Source organism: Arthrobacter ulcerisalmonis, assembly GCF_900609065.1.
GTDB lineage: Bacteria > Actinomycetota > Actinomycetes > Actinomycetales > Micrococcaceae > Arthrobacter > Arthrobacter ulcerisalmonis.
The window spans coordinates 1-18,433 of the sequence record NZ_UXAU01000024.1; the positions used below are offsets into that span (position 1 = coordinate 1).

At 63.7% G+C, this 18,433-nt stretch carries 11 protein-coding genes; 2 read left to right on the forward strand and 9 right to left on the reverse strand.

What is annotated here, in order from left to right; all coding sequences use genetic code 11:
- Positions 1-555: 555 nt before the first annotated feature.
- From PSET11_RS08315 to PSET11_RS08325, 3 genes are read right to left on the reverse strand one after another with little or no spacing between them, the layout of a single operon-like run.
- Positions 556-4,335 (reverse strand): 1,4-alpha-glucan branching enzyme, encoded by a 3,780-nt coding sequence (locus PSET11_RS08315; protein WP_124091643.1) that lies wholly within the window; start codon positions 4,333-4,335, stop codon positions 556-558.
- Positions 4,335-6,131, reverse strand: coding sequence for a maltose alpha-D-glucosyltransferase (gene treS, locus PSET11_RS08320; RefSeq protein WP_124091644.1), 1,797 nt, complete (start codon positions 6,129-6,131; stop codon positions 4,335-4,337). The genes PSET11_RS08315 and treS overlap by 1 nt, the downstream gene beginning before the upstream one ends.
- Positions 6,128-8,209 carry an alpha-1,4-glucan--maltose-1-phosphate maltosyltransferase gene (locus tag PSET11_RS08325; RefSeq protein WP_282432678.1) on the reverse strand — a complete coding sequence of 694 codons (2,082 nt, stop codon included), beginning with the start codon at positions 8,207-8,209 and terminating at the stop codon, positions 6,128-6,130. Before PSET11_RS08325 ends, treS begins: the two co-directional genes overlap by 4 nt.
- Before the next feature lie 152 nt (positions 8,210-8,361).
- Here PSET11_RS08325 and glgP point away from each other — a divergent pair, with 152 nt between their 5' ends.
- Positions 8,362-10,983, forward strand: a complete 2,622-nt coding sequence (gene glgP / locus PSET11_RS08330; RefSeq protein ID WP_203415939.1) for an alpha-glucan family phosphorylase — start codon at positions 8,362-8,364, stop codon at positions 10,981-10,983.
- 35 nt (positions 10,984-11,018) lie between these two features.
- On the opposite strand, the gene glgX is transcribed toward glgP, so the two are convergent.
- The 6 genes from glgX to PSET11_RS08360 form a co-directional block, all read right to left on the reverse strand.
- Positions 11,019-13,124 (reverse strand): glycogen debranching protein GlgX, encoded by a 2,106-nt coding sequence (gene glgX / locus PSET11_RS08335; protein ID WP_124091646.1) that lies wholly within the window; start codon positions 13,122-13,124, stop codon positions 11,019-11,021.
- 71 nt (positions 13,125-13,195) lie between these two features.
- Positions 13,196-14,185, reverse strand: coding sequence for a 23S rRNA (guanosine(2251)-2'-O)-methyltransferase RlmB (gene rlmB / locus PSET11_RS08340; RefSeq protein ID WP_124091647.1), 990 nt, complete (start codon positions 14,183-14,185; stop codon positions 13,196-13,198).
- Positions 14,186-14,271: 86 nt separating this feature from the next.
- Entirely contained in the window at positions 14,272-15,732 is a 1,461-nt protein-coding gene (gene cysS, locus PSET11_RS08345) for a cysteine--tRNA ligase (RefSeq protein ID WP_124091648.1), read from the reverse strand.
- Positions 15,733-15,741: 9 nt separating this feature from the next.
- Complete coding sequence (gene ispF / locus PSET11_RS08350) at positions 15,742-16,242, reverse strand: 2-C-methyl-D-erythritol 2,4-cyclodiphosphate synthase (RefSeq protein ID WP_124091649.1); 501 nt, start codon at positions 16,240-16,242, stop codon at positions 15,742-15,744.
- Between the two features lie 4 nt (positions 16,243-16,246).
- Complete coding sequence (gene ispD / locus PSET11_RS08355; protein ID WP_124091650.1) at positions 16,247-17,029, reverse strand: 2-C-methyl-D-erythritol 4-phosphate cytidylyltransferase; 783 nt, start codon at positions 17,027-17,029, stop codon at positions 16,247-16,249.
- A gap of 110 nt (positions 17,030-17,139) precedes the next feature.
- Positions 17,140-17,622 (reverse strand): CarD family transcriptional regulator, encoded by a 483-nt coding sequence (locus PSET11_RS08360; protein WP_011690592.1) that lies wholly within the window; start codon positions 17,620-17,622, stop codon positions 17,140-17,142.
- 256 nt (positions 17,623-17,878) lie between these two features.
- Between PSET11_RS08360 and PSET11_RS08365 the strand changes: the two genes are divergently transcribed.
- Positions 17,879-18,427 carry a hypothetical protein gene (locus PSET11_RS08365; protein ID WP_124091651.1) on the forward strand — a complete coding sequence of 183 codons (549 nt, stop codon included), beginning with the start codon at positions 17,879-17,881 and terminating at the stop codon, positions 18,425-18,427.
- The last annotated feature ends 6 nt before the right edge of the window (positions 18,428-18,433 follow it).

Below are 18,433 nucleotides of genomic sequence, written 5' to 3' on the forward strand. Positions count from 1 at the left end.
GTGTTAAGCACGCCGCCAGCGTTCATCCTGAGCCAGGATCAAACTCTCCGTTGAAGTAAAACAAAAACGAAAAACAACCACCCACCCCGGAAATAACGGGACAAAGCGGTCGCATAAAATTTGAAACCAGCCAAAAACACTGCGCACACCACGGGGTGGCGGCACAGCACAATCAACCAATCACATAACATAATCGGTATCAACAAACTTGGCACACTATTGAGTTCTCAAACAACAGACACACCCGACACCACCACAACCAAACGGTCGCAGATCGCTCCGGAGCAACTTTTCTAGCTTAGTCGCTGCGTCTCACTCTGTCAAAACGTACTCGGCGATCAAGTTCAGCACCAGGCTGTGTGATCGGCTTTCCGTCTGACTCTGTGGAGCAGCGCGGAAATAAACTCTACATCAGATTGTCCGGAACGCCAACCCAGTCGACAGGGACCGTCCCACCGCCCTCCGGTGGGAACGCCAATGGCCCGGAATCACCAAGGATTCCGGGCCTTCGGCGCTCAAACGATCCAACGCTGGCACGACACTATCGCACGGTCATCAGGCCTTCTTGGGTTTGCGCGCCCTGGTGACTTTGGTGGAGACGCTGGCAGTCTTCGCAGCTGCCGGGACTGTCGCATCAGCAGAAGTTGGAACCGCTTCCACGGCCGGGGTGCTGACCGCGGACTCCGAACCCAGCTTGAAGTAGCTGGCACCAAGTGGCGGCAAGGTCACGGACAACGTGGCCGGCTGGCCATCCTGTCCCACCTCTACGGCAGTGAGGGAGCCCGAATTCAACACCCCGGAGCCGCCGTAGTTCGCGTGATCGGTGTTGAGTACCTCAGTCCATGCGCCAGCCTGGGGAACGCCGAGCGTGTAGTCCACGTGCGGGTTGCCGGCGAAGTTGATGACACACACGATCGGGTTGTTGTCCTTGTCCCAGCGGATGAAGGACAACACGTTCCGGTCAGCGTCGCCACCATTGATCCACTGGAACCCGCCGGGTTCGTTGTCGCGCTCATACAGCGCCGGCGTGCCAACGTAGACGTCGTTCAGGTCCTTGGTCAGCCGTTGCAGGCCCTTGTGCGCCGGGATATCCGCAAGCCACCAGTCCAGGCCGTGCTGCTCTGACCACTCAGCTTCCTGGCCAAACTCGGTGCCCATGAAGATCAGTTGCTTCCCCGGGTGGGCCCACTGGTAGGCGAAGAAGGCGCGCAGGTTGGCGAGCTGCTGCCAGCGATCTCCGGGCATCTTCTTGAGCATGGAGCCCTTGCCGTGCACTACCTCGTCGTGGCTGATGGGCAGCAGGAAGTTTTCCGTGAAGGCGTAGACCAGGGAGAACGTCATGGTGCCGTGGTGCCATTTGCGGTTGACCGGCTCTTCTGCGGTGTAGGACAGCGAATCGTGCATCCAGCCCATGTTCCATTTCAGGCCGAAGCCCAAGCCGTTGTGGCTGGTGGGTGCCGTGACACCAGGGAACGCCGTGGATTCCTCGGCGATCATGACCGCGCCAGGGTGCGTCTTGTAGACGGTGGCGTTGACTTCCTGCAGGAAGGAGATTGCTTCCAGGTTCTCCCGGCCGCCGAAGCGGTTGGGTGACCATTGCCCCTCTTCACGGGAGTAGTCCAGGTACAGCATCGAGGCTACGGCGTCCACGCGGAGGCCATCGATGTGGAACTCCTCAATCCAGTAGAGCGCGTTGGCAACCAGGAAGTTCCGGACTTCGGTGCGGCCGTAGTCGAAGATCAGTGTGCCCCAGTCGGGGTGCTCGCCCAGGTTTGGATCGGCGTGCTCGTAGAGGGGCTCGCCGTCAAAGCGGGCCAACGCCCATTCATCCTTGGGGAAGTGCGCCGGCACCCAGTCCAGGAGGACGCCGATACCAGCTTGGTGCAGGGAGTCCACCAGGAAACGGAATTCGTCCGGGTGGCCGAAGCGGGACGTGGGCGCGAAGTAGGAGGTGACTTGGTAGCCCCAGGAGCCGCCGAAGGGGTGCTCTGCAACCGGCATGAACTCGACGTGGGTGAAGCCCAGCTCCTTGACGTAGTCCACCAGTTCGGTGGCGAGTTCGCGGTAGCCCAGCCCCAGCCGCCACGAGCCAAGGTGCAGTTCGTAGACGCTCATCGGAGAGTTATGCGGATCCCGGTCAACGCGAGCTGCCATCCACTCGTCGTCCTTGAACGCATAAGCGGGCTCAATAACGCGAGAGGCGGTCAGCGGCGGAACCTCGGTGCCGAAGGCCATGGGGTCTGCTTTTTCGATCCAGTTACCGTGTTTAGTCCGGATTTCGAACTTGTAGCACGCCCCTGCTAAAACGCCGGGAACAAAGATTTCCCAGACGCCTGAGGAACCCAGCGACCGCAGCGAGTATTCACGGCCGTCCCAGCCGTTGAAGTCGCCCTTGATCCGGACCGCCTGTGCATTGGGCGCCCACACGGCGAACGAGACGCCGTCCACATCGCCCGCCGCGGACTTGTAATGCTGCACATGAGCACCGAGAACGTCCCAGAGTCGCTCGTGCCGACCCTCGCCGATCAGGTGCAGATCGACTTCGCCTACCGTCGGCAGGTACCGGTAGGGGTCATCGACCGTGATGGGCTCGGCGTCGGGGTACTTCACCGACAAACGGTAGTCCGGCACATGTCCCGGCTGTGGCGGTTCAACAACGGCCACCCATGCACCGAAGTCCTCATGCTGCATGGGAACTGTGCCCGCAGCGGTCACCACAGATACGGCCTCCGCGAGGTGCTTTACGGTCCGGATGGTGACGTGACCGTAGTCGTCCAGATGTGCGCCCAGGATGGAGTGCGGCGCATGGTGCTCGCCGTTCGCCACCTTGCCCAACGTCCCGGAATCGACCTGCAGCGGAACCCCCGGACGGTCAGTTTGTGCGGAACCTGTCATTTCGTTACCTTCCGATGCTGCGCCGACGTGCTCGCCGGTGCCATTACTGCCAAGCAACCGCCTGGTCGCGTTCACGGGGATCGCCAACCAGTCGGGCCTGTTACGCAATTCATAAACCACTTCGTACAAGGCCTTGTCCAGCCACAATGCCATAAACAGGGGTGAATCCTGCTCCACCATTCCGGGAATGACGCCTGCGTAGCCGGCCAGGAACGCGGCGGCGCAATCGTCCACCCAGGAATCGGCTGCCTGCACTGTGCCTTGTTCGCGCTGGGCCGCGCCGGCGGCGTAGTCGAACGAGCGCAGCATGCCCACCACATCCCGCAGGGGTACGTCCGGGACGTTCCGCTCCGAAATCGGCCGCATGGGCTCACCCTCAAAGTCCAGGATGGTCCAGCGCGGGGCGCCGTCGCGCCCAGTAACCTGCAGAATCTGGCCCAGGTGCAGGTCACCGTGGATGCGTTGCAGCGTCCCGGCACCCATCCCCGCGAGTCCCGCCAGAAGTGCCTCCACAGCATCGTCGGAAGGCCCGACGGCGGCGCCCGCTTCCGCCCAGGCCTGCCGCACCCGTTGGGCTACTGCTGTCCAGACTGCTTTGGTGAGTGCGGGATCCGTTGAGGTGCCCAGGGCTTCTGCCATCCTCTGGTGAACAGTAGCGGTCGCAGCCCCAAGGGCTTGCGCTTCGGCGGTAAAGGGAGTCCCGGACCGGGCAGCATCGACGGCGAGGCGCCAAGCGTCCCGTCCGCCGGCCAGAAATTCGTGGGCCACCGCCAGTTGGCCCTGGACGAAACCAGAATCAGCCTCCGTCCACTCCCCCCGGACCCAGCCCAGGGTGGCGGGCACTTCGGTGGCGCCGGCAGCGGTGAGTGCCCTGCCCACCTCTACCTCGGGGTTGGTGCCGGCGGAGATGACCCGGAAGAATTTGATGATGGCCGCGGACTCGCCGTCGTCCACAATGACGGAGCTGTTGGATTGCTCCCCGGAGAGGACCTTGACCACACCCCTGGTGGTCGGCAGGCGATATTCGCCGGCAACGGCCACTCCAGAAGCAACACCGGCAGGAGCGTCAGCAGAGTGCCTGATCAGTTCGAGGAACGCGGCCACAAAATCGGGGTCATGAACGGCGTCGTACACCCACGTACGGTCCGGGTCCGAGCCTGCAGCCTGGCCCACGAGCGCGCGCTCCAAATCCGCCGCCGGAGCCAACCGGAAACTCAGCGGAACCTGCACCACAAAAGTTCGTGCGCCGCCGTCGGCCCCCACTGTGCTGATGGCGAGCAGGAAAACCGCCAGGCCAGCATGGCCTGACGCGTCCTGCAGGCCCACTCCACCAGCCTGGGTCAGCGAAAAGTCCGCCGACTTGACCGGGAACCAACGCTGCTGCGGGAGCCAGTGGCGAAGCAGTTCGGCCAGGGCTGGGGTGAGGGTTGGCTGCTCCATCAGTTCTCGATGGACAGGATAGGCAGCGCCTGCGTATACGGAGAAGCTGGGTTGGACGAGGCGGAGCGGACACGCAACCAGAAGAAATCGTGGCTGCCCAAGGTCAGGGTCAGCGTGCCATCTTCGCTGATACCCGGGAAAGGTTGCCCGCCGAAGACGTCCCGCAGTCCCCTGCCGGCAAACTGCGGGACGCGCAGCTTGGCGGCCACCGGATGCTGGGAGAGGTTGAAGGCGCACAGGATTGTCTCGCCCTCCACACCTGCCGAGTTGCCACTGGGGAGCTCCCGCAGGTAGGCCAAGACGGCGTCGTGATCGGCCTCAACGTGTTCGAAGCTGCCCAACCCGAACGCCGGGTGGTTCTTCCGGACGCTCAGGATCTGCCGGGTCCAACGCAGCAGGGACCCGGAGTGGGCCGATTCCGCCTCCACGTTGGCCATGGCGTAGTTGTAGACCAACGACTGGATGGGTGGCAGGTACAGCTTCCCCGGGTCAGCGCTGGAGAACCCGGCATTGCGGTCCGGGTTCCACTGCATGGGCGTGCGGACGGCGTCGCGATCGTCCAGCCAGATGTTGTCCCCCATGCCGATCTCGTCCCCGTAGTACAGGAACGGGCTGCCGGGTAGCGAGAGCAGCAACGCGTTGATCAGTTCGATCTCCGCGCGGGAATTGTCCAGCAGGGGTGCCAGCCGACGGCGGATGCCGATGTTGGCGCGCATCCGGGGGTCGGGTGCATACCAGCCCAGCATGGCGGCCCGCTCATCCGGAGTCACCATTTCCAGCGTCAGTTCATCGTGGTTCCGGAGGAACGTGCCCCATTGGGCCCCTTCCGGGATGGCTGGCGTGTCCTGCATGGTCTCGATGATGGGTGCAGCCTTCTGGTCCCGCAGCGCGTAATACAGCCGGGGCATGATGGGGAAGTGGAAGGCCATGTGGCATTCCGGTTCCTCTTCGGTGCCAAAGTACTCAACGACCTCATTGGGCGGCTGGTTTGCCTCCGCAATAATGACGCGACCAGGGTAGCTTTCGTCCACCATGGCACGGAGCCTGCGCAGGAAATCATGGGTGGCGGGGAGGTTTTCGCAGTTCGTGCCTTCCTCCTCGAAAAGGTACGGAATAGCGTCTGCGCGGAACCCGTCAATTCCCTGATCCAGCCAGAACCGGACCACGTCGAAAAGCGCCTCAATGACGGCGGGATTTTCGAAGTTCAGGTCAGGCTGGTGGCCGAAGAAGCGGTGCCAGAAGAATTGCCGGCGAATCGGATCGAAGGTCCAGTTGGATTCCTCCGTGTCCACGAAAATGATGCGGGCATCGGAGTATTTCTCGTCCGTATCGCTCCACACGTAGAAATCGCCGAACGGTCCGTCCGGGTCCTTCCGGGACTCCTGGAACCAGGGGTGCTGGTCAGAGGTGTGGTTGAGCGGCAGGTCAATGATGACCCGGACGCCGCGGGCGTGGGCCTCTGCCACCAGGCGCTTGAAATCGCTGATGGTCCCGAATTCGTCCAGCACCGAGTTGTAATCGGAAATGTCATAGCCGCCGTCCCGCAAGGGGGACTGGAAAAACGGTGGCAGCCACAGGCAGTCAACGCCCAGCCATTGGAGATAATCCAGCCGGTCGATCAAGCCTGAGAAGTCCCCGGAACCATCACCGTTGGCATCCGCAAAGGCCCGCACGAGCACCTCATAAAAGACGGCTTTCCGATACCATAGCGGGTCATGCTGCAGGCCTGGGGCGTTTATTTCAAAGCTGCTTTTAGGGGTGAAGTGCTGGCTGGATCCTTGCGGATTGAAATTCACTTAGGCATTCTCCTCACGCTCAAGATGTGCACCGGGTCCAGGTGCGGATCTCGACGGACATAGTTGTATTCGTTCCATTCCCAGGTTTCACCGGAAATCAGATCATCGACATAGAATCCACCGGCAGCTGTCAGGTCCTGTGGCTCCAGCTCAAGCGCCGCCAGATCCAGGATCACCGTGGCTTCGCGGGTGACATGCGGATCCACGTTGGCCACCACGATGATGGTGTCCTTGGTGCCGTCCGGCATGGTCTTGTGCTTGGAGTACGCCACCGTTGCATCGTCAGTGGTGTGGTGCACGGTGAGGTTTTGCAGGTCCTGCAGGGCAGGGTGGGCGCGCCGCAGGTGGTTGAGCCGGGTGATGAACGGTGCCAGCGTCCTTCCGGACTGCGCTGCCCCGTCCCAGTCACGGGCTTTGTACTCAAACTTTTCGTTGTCGATGTATTCCTCGGCGCCGGGCCGGGCCACGTGCTCGTAGAGCTCAAAGCCCGCGTAGACGCCCCACATGGGGCTGGCTGTCGCCGCCAGGGTGGCCCTGATCTTGAAGGCCGCCGGACCACCGTACTGCAGGTACTCGGTGAGGATGTCGGGGGTGTTGACGAAGAAGTTTGGGCGGAAGTAGGCCGGCGACTCGTGGCTGACCTCGTTGAAGTACGTCTCGATCTCTTCCTTGGTGTTCCGCCAAGTGAAGTAGGTGTACGACTGCTGGAAGCCGGCCCGGCCCAGCGCATGCATCATGGCCGGGCGGGTGAAGGCTTCGGCCAAGAACACTACGCCGTCAACGGTCTTGTTCACTTCGGCAATCAGCCATTCCCAGAACCAGACCGGTTTGGTGTGCGGGTTGTCCACGCGGAAGATCTTCACGCCGTGGCTGACCCAGAGCAGCACGATCCGCAGGATTTCCTTTGACAGGCCCTCAGGATCGTTGTCGAAGTTCAGCGGGTAGATGTCCTGGTACTTCTTCGGCGGGTTTTCCGCGTAGGCGATGGTGCCGTCCACGCGTGTGGTGAACCACTCGGGGTTGGTGCCTACCCAAGGGTGGTCTGGTGCTGCCTGCAGGGCCAGGTCCAGCGCTACTTCGAGTCCCAGTTCGCCGGCCCGCGCCACGAAGGCGTCAAAATCCTCGAACGTGCCCAGGTCAGGATGGATGGCGTCGTGCCCACCGGCCTCGCCGCCAATCGCCCACGGCGAACCCGGATCGTGCGGACCGGCCACCAGGGTGTTGTTGGGGCCCTTGCGGTGCTGGATCCCAATCGGGTGGATGGGCGGCATGTAGAGAACATCGAAACCCATGGCTGCCACGGCATCGAGCCGTTGCGCAGCCGTGCGGAAGTTCCCCGAAGTCCAGGCGCCGGTGGTGTGGTCCTTGACGGCCCCTTCGGAGCGGGGGAAGAACTCGTACCAGGCGCCGCGGCCGGCGCGGTCGCGCTCCACCAGCAGGGGGTAGCGGGCGGAAACGGTGACCAGCTCGCGGATGGGATGGCGGTGTGCCACGTCCACGACGGCGGGGCTGAAGGCTGCGCCCAGGCGTTCCTCCACAGAGCGGCTGGCGTCGCCGATGACCTCTGCTGCGCGGCCCAGGGTTCCGCGGTCAGCGTCAGACCGGGATTCGTCGTAGGCCGCATCGACCAGGAGTGCGGCGCCTTCGGCGAGCATCAGGTCCACGTCCACACCGGCGGCGATTTTCACGTCGGCGTTGTGGTGCCACGTTCCGTAGCGGTCATGCCAGGCCTCAATGGTGAAGGTCCAGTTTCCGGGTTCCGACGGCGTGAGGATGCCTTCCCAGCGGTCGGTCCCCATGCCGCGTACCCCACGGGGTGCGCTCAGGCGGACCCACTGGCGTTGCGCCCCCGAGGCATCGTGCAGGACTGCGCTGACACCCAACTGGTCATGGCCCTCGCGAAATGCGGTGGCGCCAACAACAATGCCTTCGCCGGGGACGGCCTTGGCAGGAAACCTGCCATCTTCGATGACGGGCTGCACTGCGGTGATCGGAAAACGGCCGAAGCGCAGGCCATCGGTGATGCTCCCGGTCGGGTTCGTGGTGGACTCGGCTCTGTTCTCTGGGTTCTTCGTCACAAGCTCGACGTTAGCGAGAAATGCCACGGATTGCTAAGGCTGCGCACTGTTTGGGCGGCACTGGCCGTCATTTCCGGACCGCACTTGTCATTTACCCAAAAGAAACCTCGTGCTTGTTCCCGCTGTGAACGTTCTCGGTTAGTGTGACGCAGGTGAAGGCAATCCGAAGGTTTACGGTCCGTACAGTCCTCCCCGAGCCCATCCGCCCCCTGGCGAGATTGGCCAGCAATCTTCGCTGGTCGTGGCACCGTCCCACAAGGGAGCTATTCGCCACGCTCAACCCCCGCATCTGGGCTGAAAGCGGCAACGATCCCGTCAGTTTCCTGGGCCTGGCCAGCCGCGAAGAGTTCGCCGAGCTGGCCGCTGACCCGGAAGTTGTCGAGCAGATCGCCGCCGCCGCCGCGGACCTGGACCGGTACTTGGAACAGCCGCGCTGGTACCAGGGCCTGGGGGCCGAAGCGCCGGCGGCGATCGCCTACTTCTCCCCCGAGTTTGGCATCACCGAAGTGCTGCCGCAGTACTCGGGCGGCCTGGGCATCCTGGCCGGCGACCACCTGAAAGCCGCCTCGGACCTGGGCGTGCCGTTGATCGGCGTCGGCCTGTTGTACCAGGCGGGGTACTTCAAGCAGTCACTGTCCCGGGATGCCTGGCAGCAGGAGACCTACCCGGTTCTTGACCCCGACGGGCTGCCGCTGACCCTGCTTCGTGAGCCGTCCGAGGAGGGTCAGGGCCGCCCGCTGGAGGTATCCCTGCCCTTGCCCAACGGCCGGCGGCTCCTGGCACACGTCTGGCGGGCCGACGTCGGCCGCGTTCCGCTGCTGCTGCTGGACTCCAACGTTCCGGGCAACGACGACGCGGCACGCGGCATCACCGATCGGCTGTACGGCGGCGGCGGCGATCACCGTCTGCAGCAGGAGCTACTGTTGGGCATGGGCGGCGTCAAGGCCCTGCGTGCTTATCAGCGACTCACCGGCACGCCCGCCCCGGAGGTATTCCACACCAATGAGGGCCACGCCGGGTTCCTCGGGATCGAACGGATCCAGGAACTCATGGCGGGCGAGCAGGCGCTGTCCTTTGATGAGGCGCTGACCGCAGGTCGTGCGTCCACCGTTTTCACCACCCACACGCCGGTCCCGGCTGGTATCGACCGATTCGAAGTGGCCCAGATCAGCCACTTCTTCGAGGCTGGCCTGGCTCCGGACGTGCCGGTGGCCAAGATCTTGGAACTGGGTCGCGAGAATTACGCCGACGGCGACCCGTCAGTCTTCAACATGGCGGTGATGGGCCTACGGTTGGCGCAGCGAGCCAATGGGGTGGCGAAACTGCACGGCGAGGTGTCCCGTGGGATGTTCTCCGCCCTGTGGCCAGGCTTCGACCACGCAGAGGTTCCCATCACCTCGGTGACCAACGGCGTCCACGTGCCCACGTGGGTGGACAGCCGCATCTCCGCGCTGGCCCGCAGCCAGTTCGGCAGCGAGGCGGAAGCCAATGGCCGCTGGGATCTGGCATACAACGTGAGCGACGCCGACGTCTGGACTTTGCGCCGCGAGATGCGCTCCGCGCTGGTCGCCGACGTCCGACAGCGGTTGCGTGCCTCCTGGAAGAAGCGTGGCGCAGCGGACGCGGAGCTCGGCTGGACGGACAACGTCCTGGACCCGGATGTCCTGACCATTGGCTTTGCCCGCCGTGTTCCCACCTACAAGCGGCTCACGCTGATGCTCCGCGAACCGGACCGGTTGAAGGCGCTGCTCCTGCACAAGGACAACCCGATTCAGTTGGTTATTGCCGGCAAGTCCCACCCTGCCGATGACGCTGGCAAGAAGATGATCCAGGAACTGGTGCAGTTCACCGATGACCCGGAAGTGAGGCACCGGATTGCGTTCCTGCCCAACTACGACATCGCCATGGCGCGGACCCTCTTCCCCGGCTGCGACGTTTGGCTGAATAACCCGCTGCGCCCTTTGGAAGCCTGTGGAACCTCGGGCATGAAGGCAGCCCTGAACGGATCGCTGAACCTTTCCGTCCTGGACGGCTGGTGGGATGAAATGTACGACGGCGAAAACGGCTGGGCAATTCCCACCGCCAATAACGGCGCGTCCCCTGAGGAACGCGACGATATCGAGGCCGCGGCACTGTACGAACTCCTGGAAACCCAGGTGGCACCCCGCTTCTACGGCAGCAGCGTTTCCGAGGCCGCGGGGGCGGCAGGACCGTCCACCACCGCCAGCAAGGAAGCGGTGCCCACGCACTGGGTGTCCATGATCAAGCACACCCTGGCGCACCTGGGCCCGCAGGTTTCGGCTGATCGGATGCTCCGCGACTACGTTAATGTGCTGTACCGGCCCGCGGCGGAAGCTGGCAGGACCGCCGTCGCGAATTCCTACGCGCAAGCCCGCACCTTGGCGTCCTGGACCGCCAGCGTCCGTGCCGCCTGGCCGCTGGTCAGCGTGGAACACGTGGACTCGGTGGACGTCTCGGCGGACCCGCAGATCGGCGACACCCTGCAGGTCAACGCCTACGTGGCCTTAAGTACCCTCAAGCCCCAAGACGTCAGTGTTGAGGTGGCCTACGGCAAGGCCGAGGAAAGCGACAGCCTCACGGACGTCACCTTGATCGAGCTCAAGGCCCAGGAAGATCTGGGCGGCGGCCGGCACCTGTTCAGCGGTTCACTGGTGATCGACAGGTCCGGTTCATTTGGCTACACCGTCCGGGTCCTCCCCCGCCACGACGCGCTGGCCTCGAAAGCGGAACTGGGGCTGATCGTGAACGCCTGACACCCCAGGCAGGATTGCAGGCCCAGCCGGGTTGCCTACGTGCGGTAGATGCTGATGGAGTTCGCCTCCACCAGTTCTTTCTCGCCGGAGGCAACCCGGCTTCCTTTTCGTGAGGAGTGCAATGCCGAGGTGGTCACCCGGAGTTCAAAGGCTCTCGGTTTAGTGTTGTCGGCAATGGCCGCCGGGAGCGTGATCTGGACGTCCTCAGTGCTGCCGTTGACTACCACCAGACCGGCCAGTGAACCGTCAGCCGAGCCCAGCAACAGCTGCATGACCCGGTGCTGGGGGTCGTTCCAGCTGTCCATGGACATGGGTTCGCCGTCTTGGTCAAACCAATACAGATAGGACTGTTCGTCCCGGACCGGAAAGTCGTGCCGTTGGGCGGCGAGGAATTCCTTGCGGAGCCGAATGTACCGGGTGGTGCTACGCAGCATTTCCTCGGACTCGGGGGTCCGGGTCCAGTCCAGCCACGCAATGGCGTTGTCTTGGCAGTAGGCGTTGTTGTTGCCCTGTTGGGTGCGGGCCAGCTCGTCGCCGCTGGTGATCATGGGAACGCCCAACGAAATCAGCAGCGAGGCCATCAGGTTGCGGCGCGACTGGGCCCGCTTGGCCAAGATGGCACCATTCTCGGTGGGACCTTCCACGCCATGGTTGTAGCTCCGGTTATCACCGTGGCCGTCCCGGTTCTGTTCACCGTTGGCCTCGTTGTGCTTCCGGTCGAAGGACACCAGATCGTGCAGGGTGAAACCGTCGTGGGCGGTGATCAGGTTCACCGACGCCAGCCGGGAACGCCCGGACCCTTCGAAGAGGGCAGCTGAGCCGGACAGCGAATCGGCGAGCTTAGCCACCGACCCGCCCTGGTTGCCGGCTTCGAGGGCAGCGCGGTCGGCCAGCCAGAAGGTGCGGACTGAGTCGCGGAAGTGATCGTTCCAGTCCACCCAGCCGCCAGGGAACCGTCCTGTCTGCCAGCCGCCGTAGCCCACGTCCCAGGGTTCGGCGATCAGCTTCACGTCTGAGAGGACGGGGTCCGCGGCGACGGCTACCAGGAAGGGGTGGCGGGGATCGAATTCGTTGGCTGCGTTGCGGCACAAGGTCACGGCCAAATCGAACCGGAACCCGTCGATGTGGAATTCACTGACCCAGTAACGCAGCGAATCCAGGACCATCTGGATCACGCGCGGTTCGCCAAAGTTCAAGCTGTTGCCGCACCCGGTGGTGTCGACGTACCGGCCATCGTCGCCGGTACGGTAATAGGTGTTCTCGCCGAGGCCACGGAAGCTGAGGGTCTGACCGTCAGCACCTCCCTCCGCAGTGTGGTTGTAGACCACGTCGAGGATGACTTCCAGGCCGGCCGCGTGCAGGGCCTTGACCATGGCTTTGAACTCGTCCTGGACTGCCTGTGGACCTGCCTGTTGGGCGGCCTGGGTGGCGTAGTCCGGGTGGGGAGCGAAAAAGGCTGCCGTGTTGTAGCCCCAGTAGTTGGTCAGCCCCAAGTCCTGCAAGTGTGGTTCGTCAAGGTGGAAATGCACGGGCAGCAGCTGCACCGAGGTCACGCCCAGCCGGGTCAGGTGATCCACCACTGCAGGGTGGGCCATCCCGGCGTAGGTGCCGCGGAGCTCGGCGGGGACATCGGGATGCAGCATGCTCTGGCCGCGGACGTGCGCTTCGTAGATGATGGTGTCGCGCCACGGAAGCCGGAGCCGGTCATCCGCATCCCAGTCAAAAGCAGCATCCATGCGGACGCTTGTCAGGAATCCATCGTGCCGGTCCACGGCGCGGCCGTAGGGGTCGAGCAGGAGTTGCTGCCCGCCGTCGTCGTCCACGTCTTTGGTGGGAACCGCGAGCGGCAGGGAATCCCCGGTCGACGCCGCACGGAAACCATAACGCGAGCCCACCAGGAGGTCCTCCACAATGCCGTGGTGGACGCCGTGGGTACGGTTAGGCAAGGCCTGCACACGCCACGCACCGCCGGGAGCAATGTAGACGATCTCCAGGTTGGGAATGCCGGGGGCGAAGCACGCCACGTTGGCCCGCCCCGAGCCGTGGCTGCCGCCCGCCCCGGATTCGGAGCGCGGAACACTGATACCTAGCGGAACTGCCGAGGAGGCATCCGTGGTAGACGCGGTGTCGAGAAGCGACATGACTTCACCTAATTTTAGGTCCAGTGAAGCTCCCGGCTGCCAGGCGGCCGGGAGCTTCAGGAAAGGAGGGTTTACTGGGCCGCGCGCTGGCGGGAGACCTCGTACAGTGAGATCCCCACGGCCATGGAAGCGTTGAGGGATTCCATCGCGGAATCGATCGGGATGGAGACGATCTGGTCGCAGTTCTCGCGGACCAGGCGGCTCAGGCCCTTGCCTTCGGAGCCCACCACAATGCACACCGGCTCGGTGGCGAGGGTCAGATCGGGCAGCGACACGTCGCCGTCGCCGTCCAGGCCCAGAACGAAGATGCCCATATTCTTGAACTGCTTCAGGGCACTGTTCAGGTTGGCGGCGCGGGCCACCGGGACGCGGACTGCGGCGCCGGCACTGGTCTTCCAGGCCGAGGCCGTGACGCCCACGGAACGGCGTTCGGGCACGATCACGCCGTGGCCGCTGAAAGCAGAAACGGAGCGGATGATGGCACCAAGGTTGCGGGGATCGGTGATCCCGTCCAGGGCAACGAAGAGCGGCGCGTTGGCAACGTGCCCCTTCTTCCACTTGTCCACGGTTTCCTCGGCGAGGTCGTAGGCATCCTGGTACTCGTACGGCGGGATCTGCAGGACCAGGCCCTGGTGCACAGCGTCATCGGTCATGCGGTCAAGTTCTGGCTTGCCGGTTTCCAGCAGCGGGATGCCGCGTTCGGCAGCGAGCTTCAAGGATTCCTTGACCCGGTCATCCATTTCGATCCGGATGGCGATGTGCAGGGCCTTCGCGGGAATGCCTGCGCGGAGTGCTTCCACCACCGAGTTGCGGCCGGTGACGACTTCTTCGGTGGCACGGCCCTTGGGGCCAGTCCGGCTGGCACCGGCGCTGCGGGCACCGGGGCTGCGCTTGGCGGCGGAGCGCTCGGCAAGCTGCCGGGACTTATGCGCCTTGTGATAAGGACGGTCCTCGGCCTTGGGGGTGGGACCCTTGCCTTCCAGAGCCTTGCGGCCGTGGCCACCGGTTCCGATGGTGGGGCCCTTCTTTGCCTTGATTGATCGGCGACCATTGTTGGCCATTTGTGTTCCACCCTTGATTGTTATGACTGAGTCTGCCTACCAGTCTACGGACAGTAGAATAATCGGCTCAATCGGGCGATACCCCCTCAGCTACGCTTCAGGCTCCAGGTGGCCCCATCGGCGCTGTCTTCCACCACGACGCCGGCTTCGGCCAGGGTGTCGCGGATGGCGTCTGAGGCAGCCCAGTCCTTCTCGGCCCGCGCTTTGGACCGGGCCGCGAGTTGGGCTTTCACCAAGACATTCAGCGCGGACGATTCTCGACCGCCGGTCACCGGGCGGGCCACGGCGTCCAGGCCGAGTACCCCCGTCATGGTGGTCACCGTGTGCAGTGCGAGCTGGGCTTCGCGGTCGTTGCCCTCGGCGAGTGCGGTGTTGCCGGCGCGGACGCACTCGTGGAGTGCGGCGAGTGCACGGGGAACATTGAGGTCATCGTCCAAGGCTTCCTCGAAGGCGGCCAGGCTGTCCGACGTGCCGAAATGTCCAGCCACGAAGCCGAAATCCGTGCCGAAGCGGGCCACTGCCTTGGCGATAAACCCATCAATGCGTTCGACGGCGGCTGCGGCCTCTTCCAGTGAGGTGGGCCGGTAGTCGAGGATAGAGCGGTAGTGGGCCTGGCCCAGGTAGTAGCGCACCACCCTGGCTGGCGCCAGTTCCAGCATCTGGGCCGGGCTGATGGTGTTGCCGATCGACTTGGACATCTTTTCGCCCTGGTACGTCACCATGCCGTTATGCATCCAAAAGTTGGCGAAGCCGTGACCGGCGGCCTGGGACTGGGCCATCTCGTTTTCGTGGTGCGGGAACCGCAGGTCCAGTCCCCCACCGTGGATGTCGAATTCGGAGCCGAGGTACTTGGTGACCATGGCCGAGCATTCCAGGTGCCAGCCCGGCCGGCCTGTTCCCCACGGCGACGCCCAGCTGGCCGTGGCGGGCTCGCCGGCCTTGGCGCCCTTCCACAGCGCAAAGTCGCGGGGGTCCTTCTTGCCGCGCGGATCAGCGTCCGGCGCCGCCTGCATGTCGTCGATGTTTTGCCGGGTCAGTGAGCCGTAGCGCGGCCAGGACCGGACGTCGAAGTAGACGTCGCCGGACTCGTCCAAGGCGGGGTAGGCATGTCCGCGCTCAATGAGCTGCTGGATGAGGGCGTGCATTTCCGGGATGTGGCCGGTGGCGCGGGGTTCATAGGTGGGCCGCGATACGCCGAGTGCGTCGTAGGCGTTACCGAACTCCTGCTCGAAACGGTAAGCCAGTGCCCACCATTCTTCCGCCGCAACGTCGCTGGGGCCAGTACTGAACTCTGCTTGGAATGACGCCTCAGATTTCGCCAGGATCTTGTCGTCAATGTCAGTGACATTGCGGACCACCGTGACCCGAAGGCCGCGATAGGTGAGCCAGCGTGTCAGCTGGTCGAAAGCGATAGCCGAGCGGATGTGCCCTACATGCGGCATCCCCTGCACGGTGGCGCCGCAGTAGTAGAGGCTCGCCTGACCCTCGATCAAGGGAGCGAAAGCACGAACTTCGGCGGAGGCAGTGTCATAGAAGCGCAGGGTCACCGGTCCAGATTAGCCGATCACGGCGCTGGCCCGGGGATACACCAAGGCTGTGGCCACTGCAGGGATACCTTCGCCGCGGCCGGGAAATCCCAGGCCATCACTGGTGGTGGCAGTGACGCTGATAGGTGCGCCCGCTGCATCGCTAAGGACCCGCTGCGATTCTTCACGCCGTGGCCCGAACTTTGGCCGGTTGGCAACGAACTGCACGGCCACGTTGCCAATCTCGAAACCTGCTGCGCGGACAATCCGTGCTGCTTCGGCCAACAGTGTTACCCCGGAAGCGCCGGCAAACTCTGGCCGGTCAGTGCCGAAGTGCGTGCCCAGATCGCCAATACCGGCTGCCGAGAACAGGGCGTCCGCCGCGGCGTGGGCCACCGGATCGCCGTCCGAATGGCCGGCCAGGCCGCGCTCACCGGGCCATAACAGTCCGCCGAGCCAGAGAGGCCGGGCTGGTTCGTCGGGATCGTAGGCGTGCACGTCGATGCCGATGCCGGTGCGCGGAATGATCATGGAACTATCCTTCCACCCATCGTCCGCCGAGCGGACCTTCCAATAAGCCTTCGGCCAAGATGAGGTCTAAAGGTGTGGTGATTTTCAGCGATTGCGACGATCCGCGCACCACATGGACGGCCGCGCCGAGCATTTCCACCAACATGGCATCGTCGGTGACTGCGGCAGCGGCCTCGGCAGGGAGGTTCACGGCAGCCTGGTGGGCGGCAAGCAAGGTGGCCAACTCGAAGCCCTGTGGCGTCTGGACCGCGCGCAGGTCCTCGCGCGGCGCCGTTCCCGTCACCACTTCGGGAGCAATTCCAGCCGCTGTCCCCGTGGTGGCGGCGACCGTCTTCACGGTGTCCACCACAGCGATGGCAGGGATGACAGCCTTGGCACCAGCAGCCAGAGCGCTGGCTACCCGGTGGAAAACAGCCTCGGGAGTCAGTGCTCGCGCGGCGTCATGGACCAATACCGCTTCCACGTCCGGTACCAGGGCCGCCAGCCCGGCCCGGACGGAGTCTGCCCTGGTGGCGCCGCCGGAAACCACCGTGAGGAGGGGGCCGCCGTCGGCCAGTTCCGCCCGGAAGTCATCGCATAAAGCCCGGAGGCCGTCGTCGCCCGCGGGCAGGACCACGCAGATCTGGCTGCCGACCCCGGCTGCCACGATGCCCCGTAAGGCATGGATCAAGATGGTGTCGCCGCCCAACGGAACGGCGGCCTTGGGCATGCCGTAGCCCAGCCGTTGCCCCGACCCCGCAGCCACCAGGACCACCGCTGTCAGCGGAGACGTGGAAGATTCGCTCATGCGGACCAGCCTACGTCGCGGCCCGACGCCGGGCTACCGCGTCATTGTGCAGCCGTTTTTGGGCAAAAGAAACCCCAGCAGCATCTTTCGATGCCACCGGGGTTCAATTCTCAGGAAGCCAGAACCTCGTCAAGAACGCTTGCTGCCTTCTCTTCGTCGGTCTTTTCAGCCAACGCCAGTTCGGAGATCAGGATCTGCCGAGCTTTGGCCAGCATGCGCTTCTCGCCAGCGGAAAGACCACGATCGTGATCACGGCGCCACAGGTCGCGGACAACCTCTGCAACCTTGATGACGTCACCGGAGGCAAGCTTTTCCAAGTTTGCCTTGTACCGGCGCGACCAGTTGGTGGGTTCTTCGGTGAACTCGGCGCGGAGAACGTCAAATACGTGTTCCAGGCCTTCCTTGCCCACAACGTCCCGAACCCCAACTAGGTCAACGTTCTCTGCTGGAACTTCAATGGTCAGATCACCCTGTGCCACCTTGAGCTTGAGATACATTTTCTCTTCGCCCTTGATGGTGCGCATCTTGATTTCTTCAATCTTTGCTGCACCGTGGTGAGGGTAAACAACTGTCTCGCCAACCTCAAATACCATGTGGACATATCCCCTTTCCCGGCAATCAGTTTATCACGTTTAAGGCATATGACTGGCCGCAGAAAGCTCCTACAACCGCGCAAATACGCGGAAAATGGGCCGGATCAGCCCCCTCCGACCCCTTGACGAAAGCGGATAATAGTGCATCCGAGCTCACATGCCAAGGATGATATGACACTCCCGAATCATCATTTGGACTGCTTTGCGGATAGGCTAAGGGCTGAAAAATGTTTCAAGTCTCTCGAGGAGTACTGACGTGCGTTTCACTGCGATGAATCGGGCCCGGCGCGGCAAAATGGCACTCACGGCCGGCGCCTTGGCCGTAGGCCTGCTGACGGTTTCAGGCTGCGGCTACATCACGCCGCAGCAGACCACTGCCCAATACGCGGCTTCGGATGGCATTGTGGCCAACCTGGGTCCGCTGAAGCTCAGCAACTTCATGGTGATCTCCGCAGGCGCCGAACAGCCTGGCCGCGTCCTTGGCGCCGTCTATAACTCTTCTTCACAGCCGGTCACCTTGACAGTCCGCGGCGCTGAAGGCTCGCAGACGCAGGTTCCGGTCCCGGCCAACTCGTACACGCTGCTCAATGACAGCTCTGACGAGGCCATCTTGAGCACCACCGGCGGCCCTGCCGGCTCTCTGGTTGACCTGCAGATCAGCGAGAACGGCACCAACGTCAACGAAACTGTCAAGGTTCCGGTCTTGGACACCACGCTTGAGGAGTACAAGGGCTACCTGCCCGCCGGCAGCACCGTGGCACCCACGCCCACCGCCTCGGAGTCCGCTGCCGCCACCGGCCACTAGTCAGCG

Bases quoted from the DNA above. Each gene is read 5' to 3' on its own strand.
- PSET11_RS08315 (WP_124091643.1), bottom strand. From the start codon at position 4,335: ATGGAGCAGCCAACCCTCACCCCAGCCCTGGCCGAACTGCTTCGCCAC.
- glgX (WP_124091646.1), bottom strand. From the start codon at position 13,124: ATGTCGCTTCTCGACACCGCGTCTACCACGGATGCCTCCTCGGCAGTT.
- rlmB (WP_124091647.1), bottom strand. From the start codon at position 14,185: ATGGCCAACAATGGTCGCCGATCAATCAAGGCAAAGAAGGGCCCCACC.
- ispF (WP_124091649.1), bottom strand. From the start codon at position 16,242: ATGATCATTCCGCGCACCGGCATCGGCATCGACGTGCACGCCTACGAT.
- ispD (WP_124091650.1), bottom strand. From the start codon at position 17,029: ATGAGCGAATCTTCCACGTCTCCGCTGACAGCGGTGGTCCTGGTGGCT.
- PSET11_RS08360 (WP_011690592.1), bottom strand. From the start codon at position 17,622: ATGGTATTTGAGGTTGGCGAGACAGTTGTTTACCCTCACCACGGTGCA.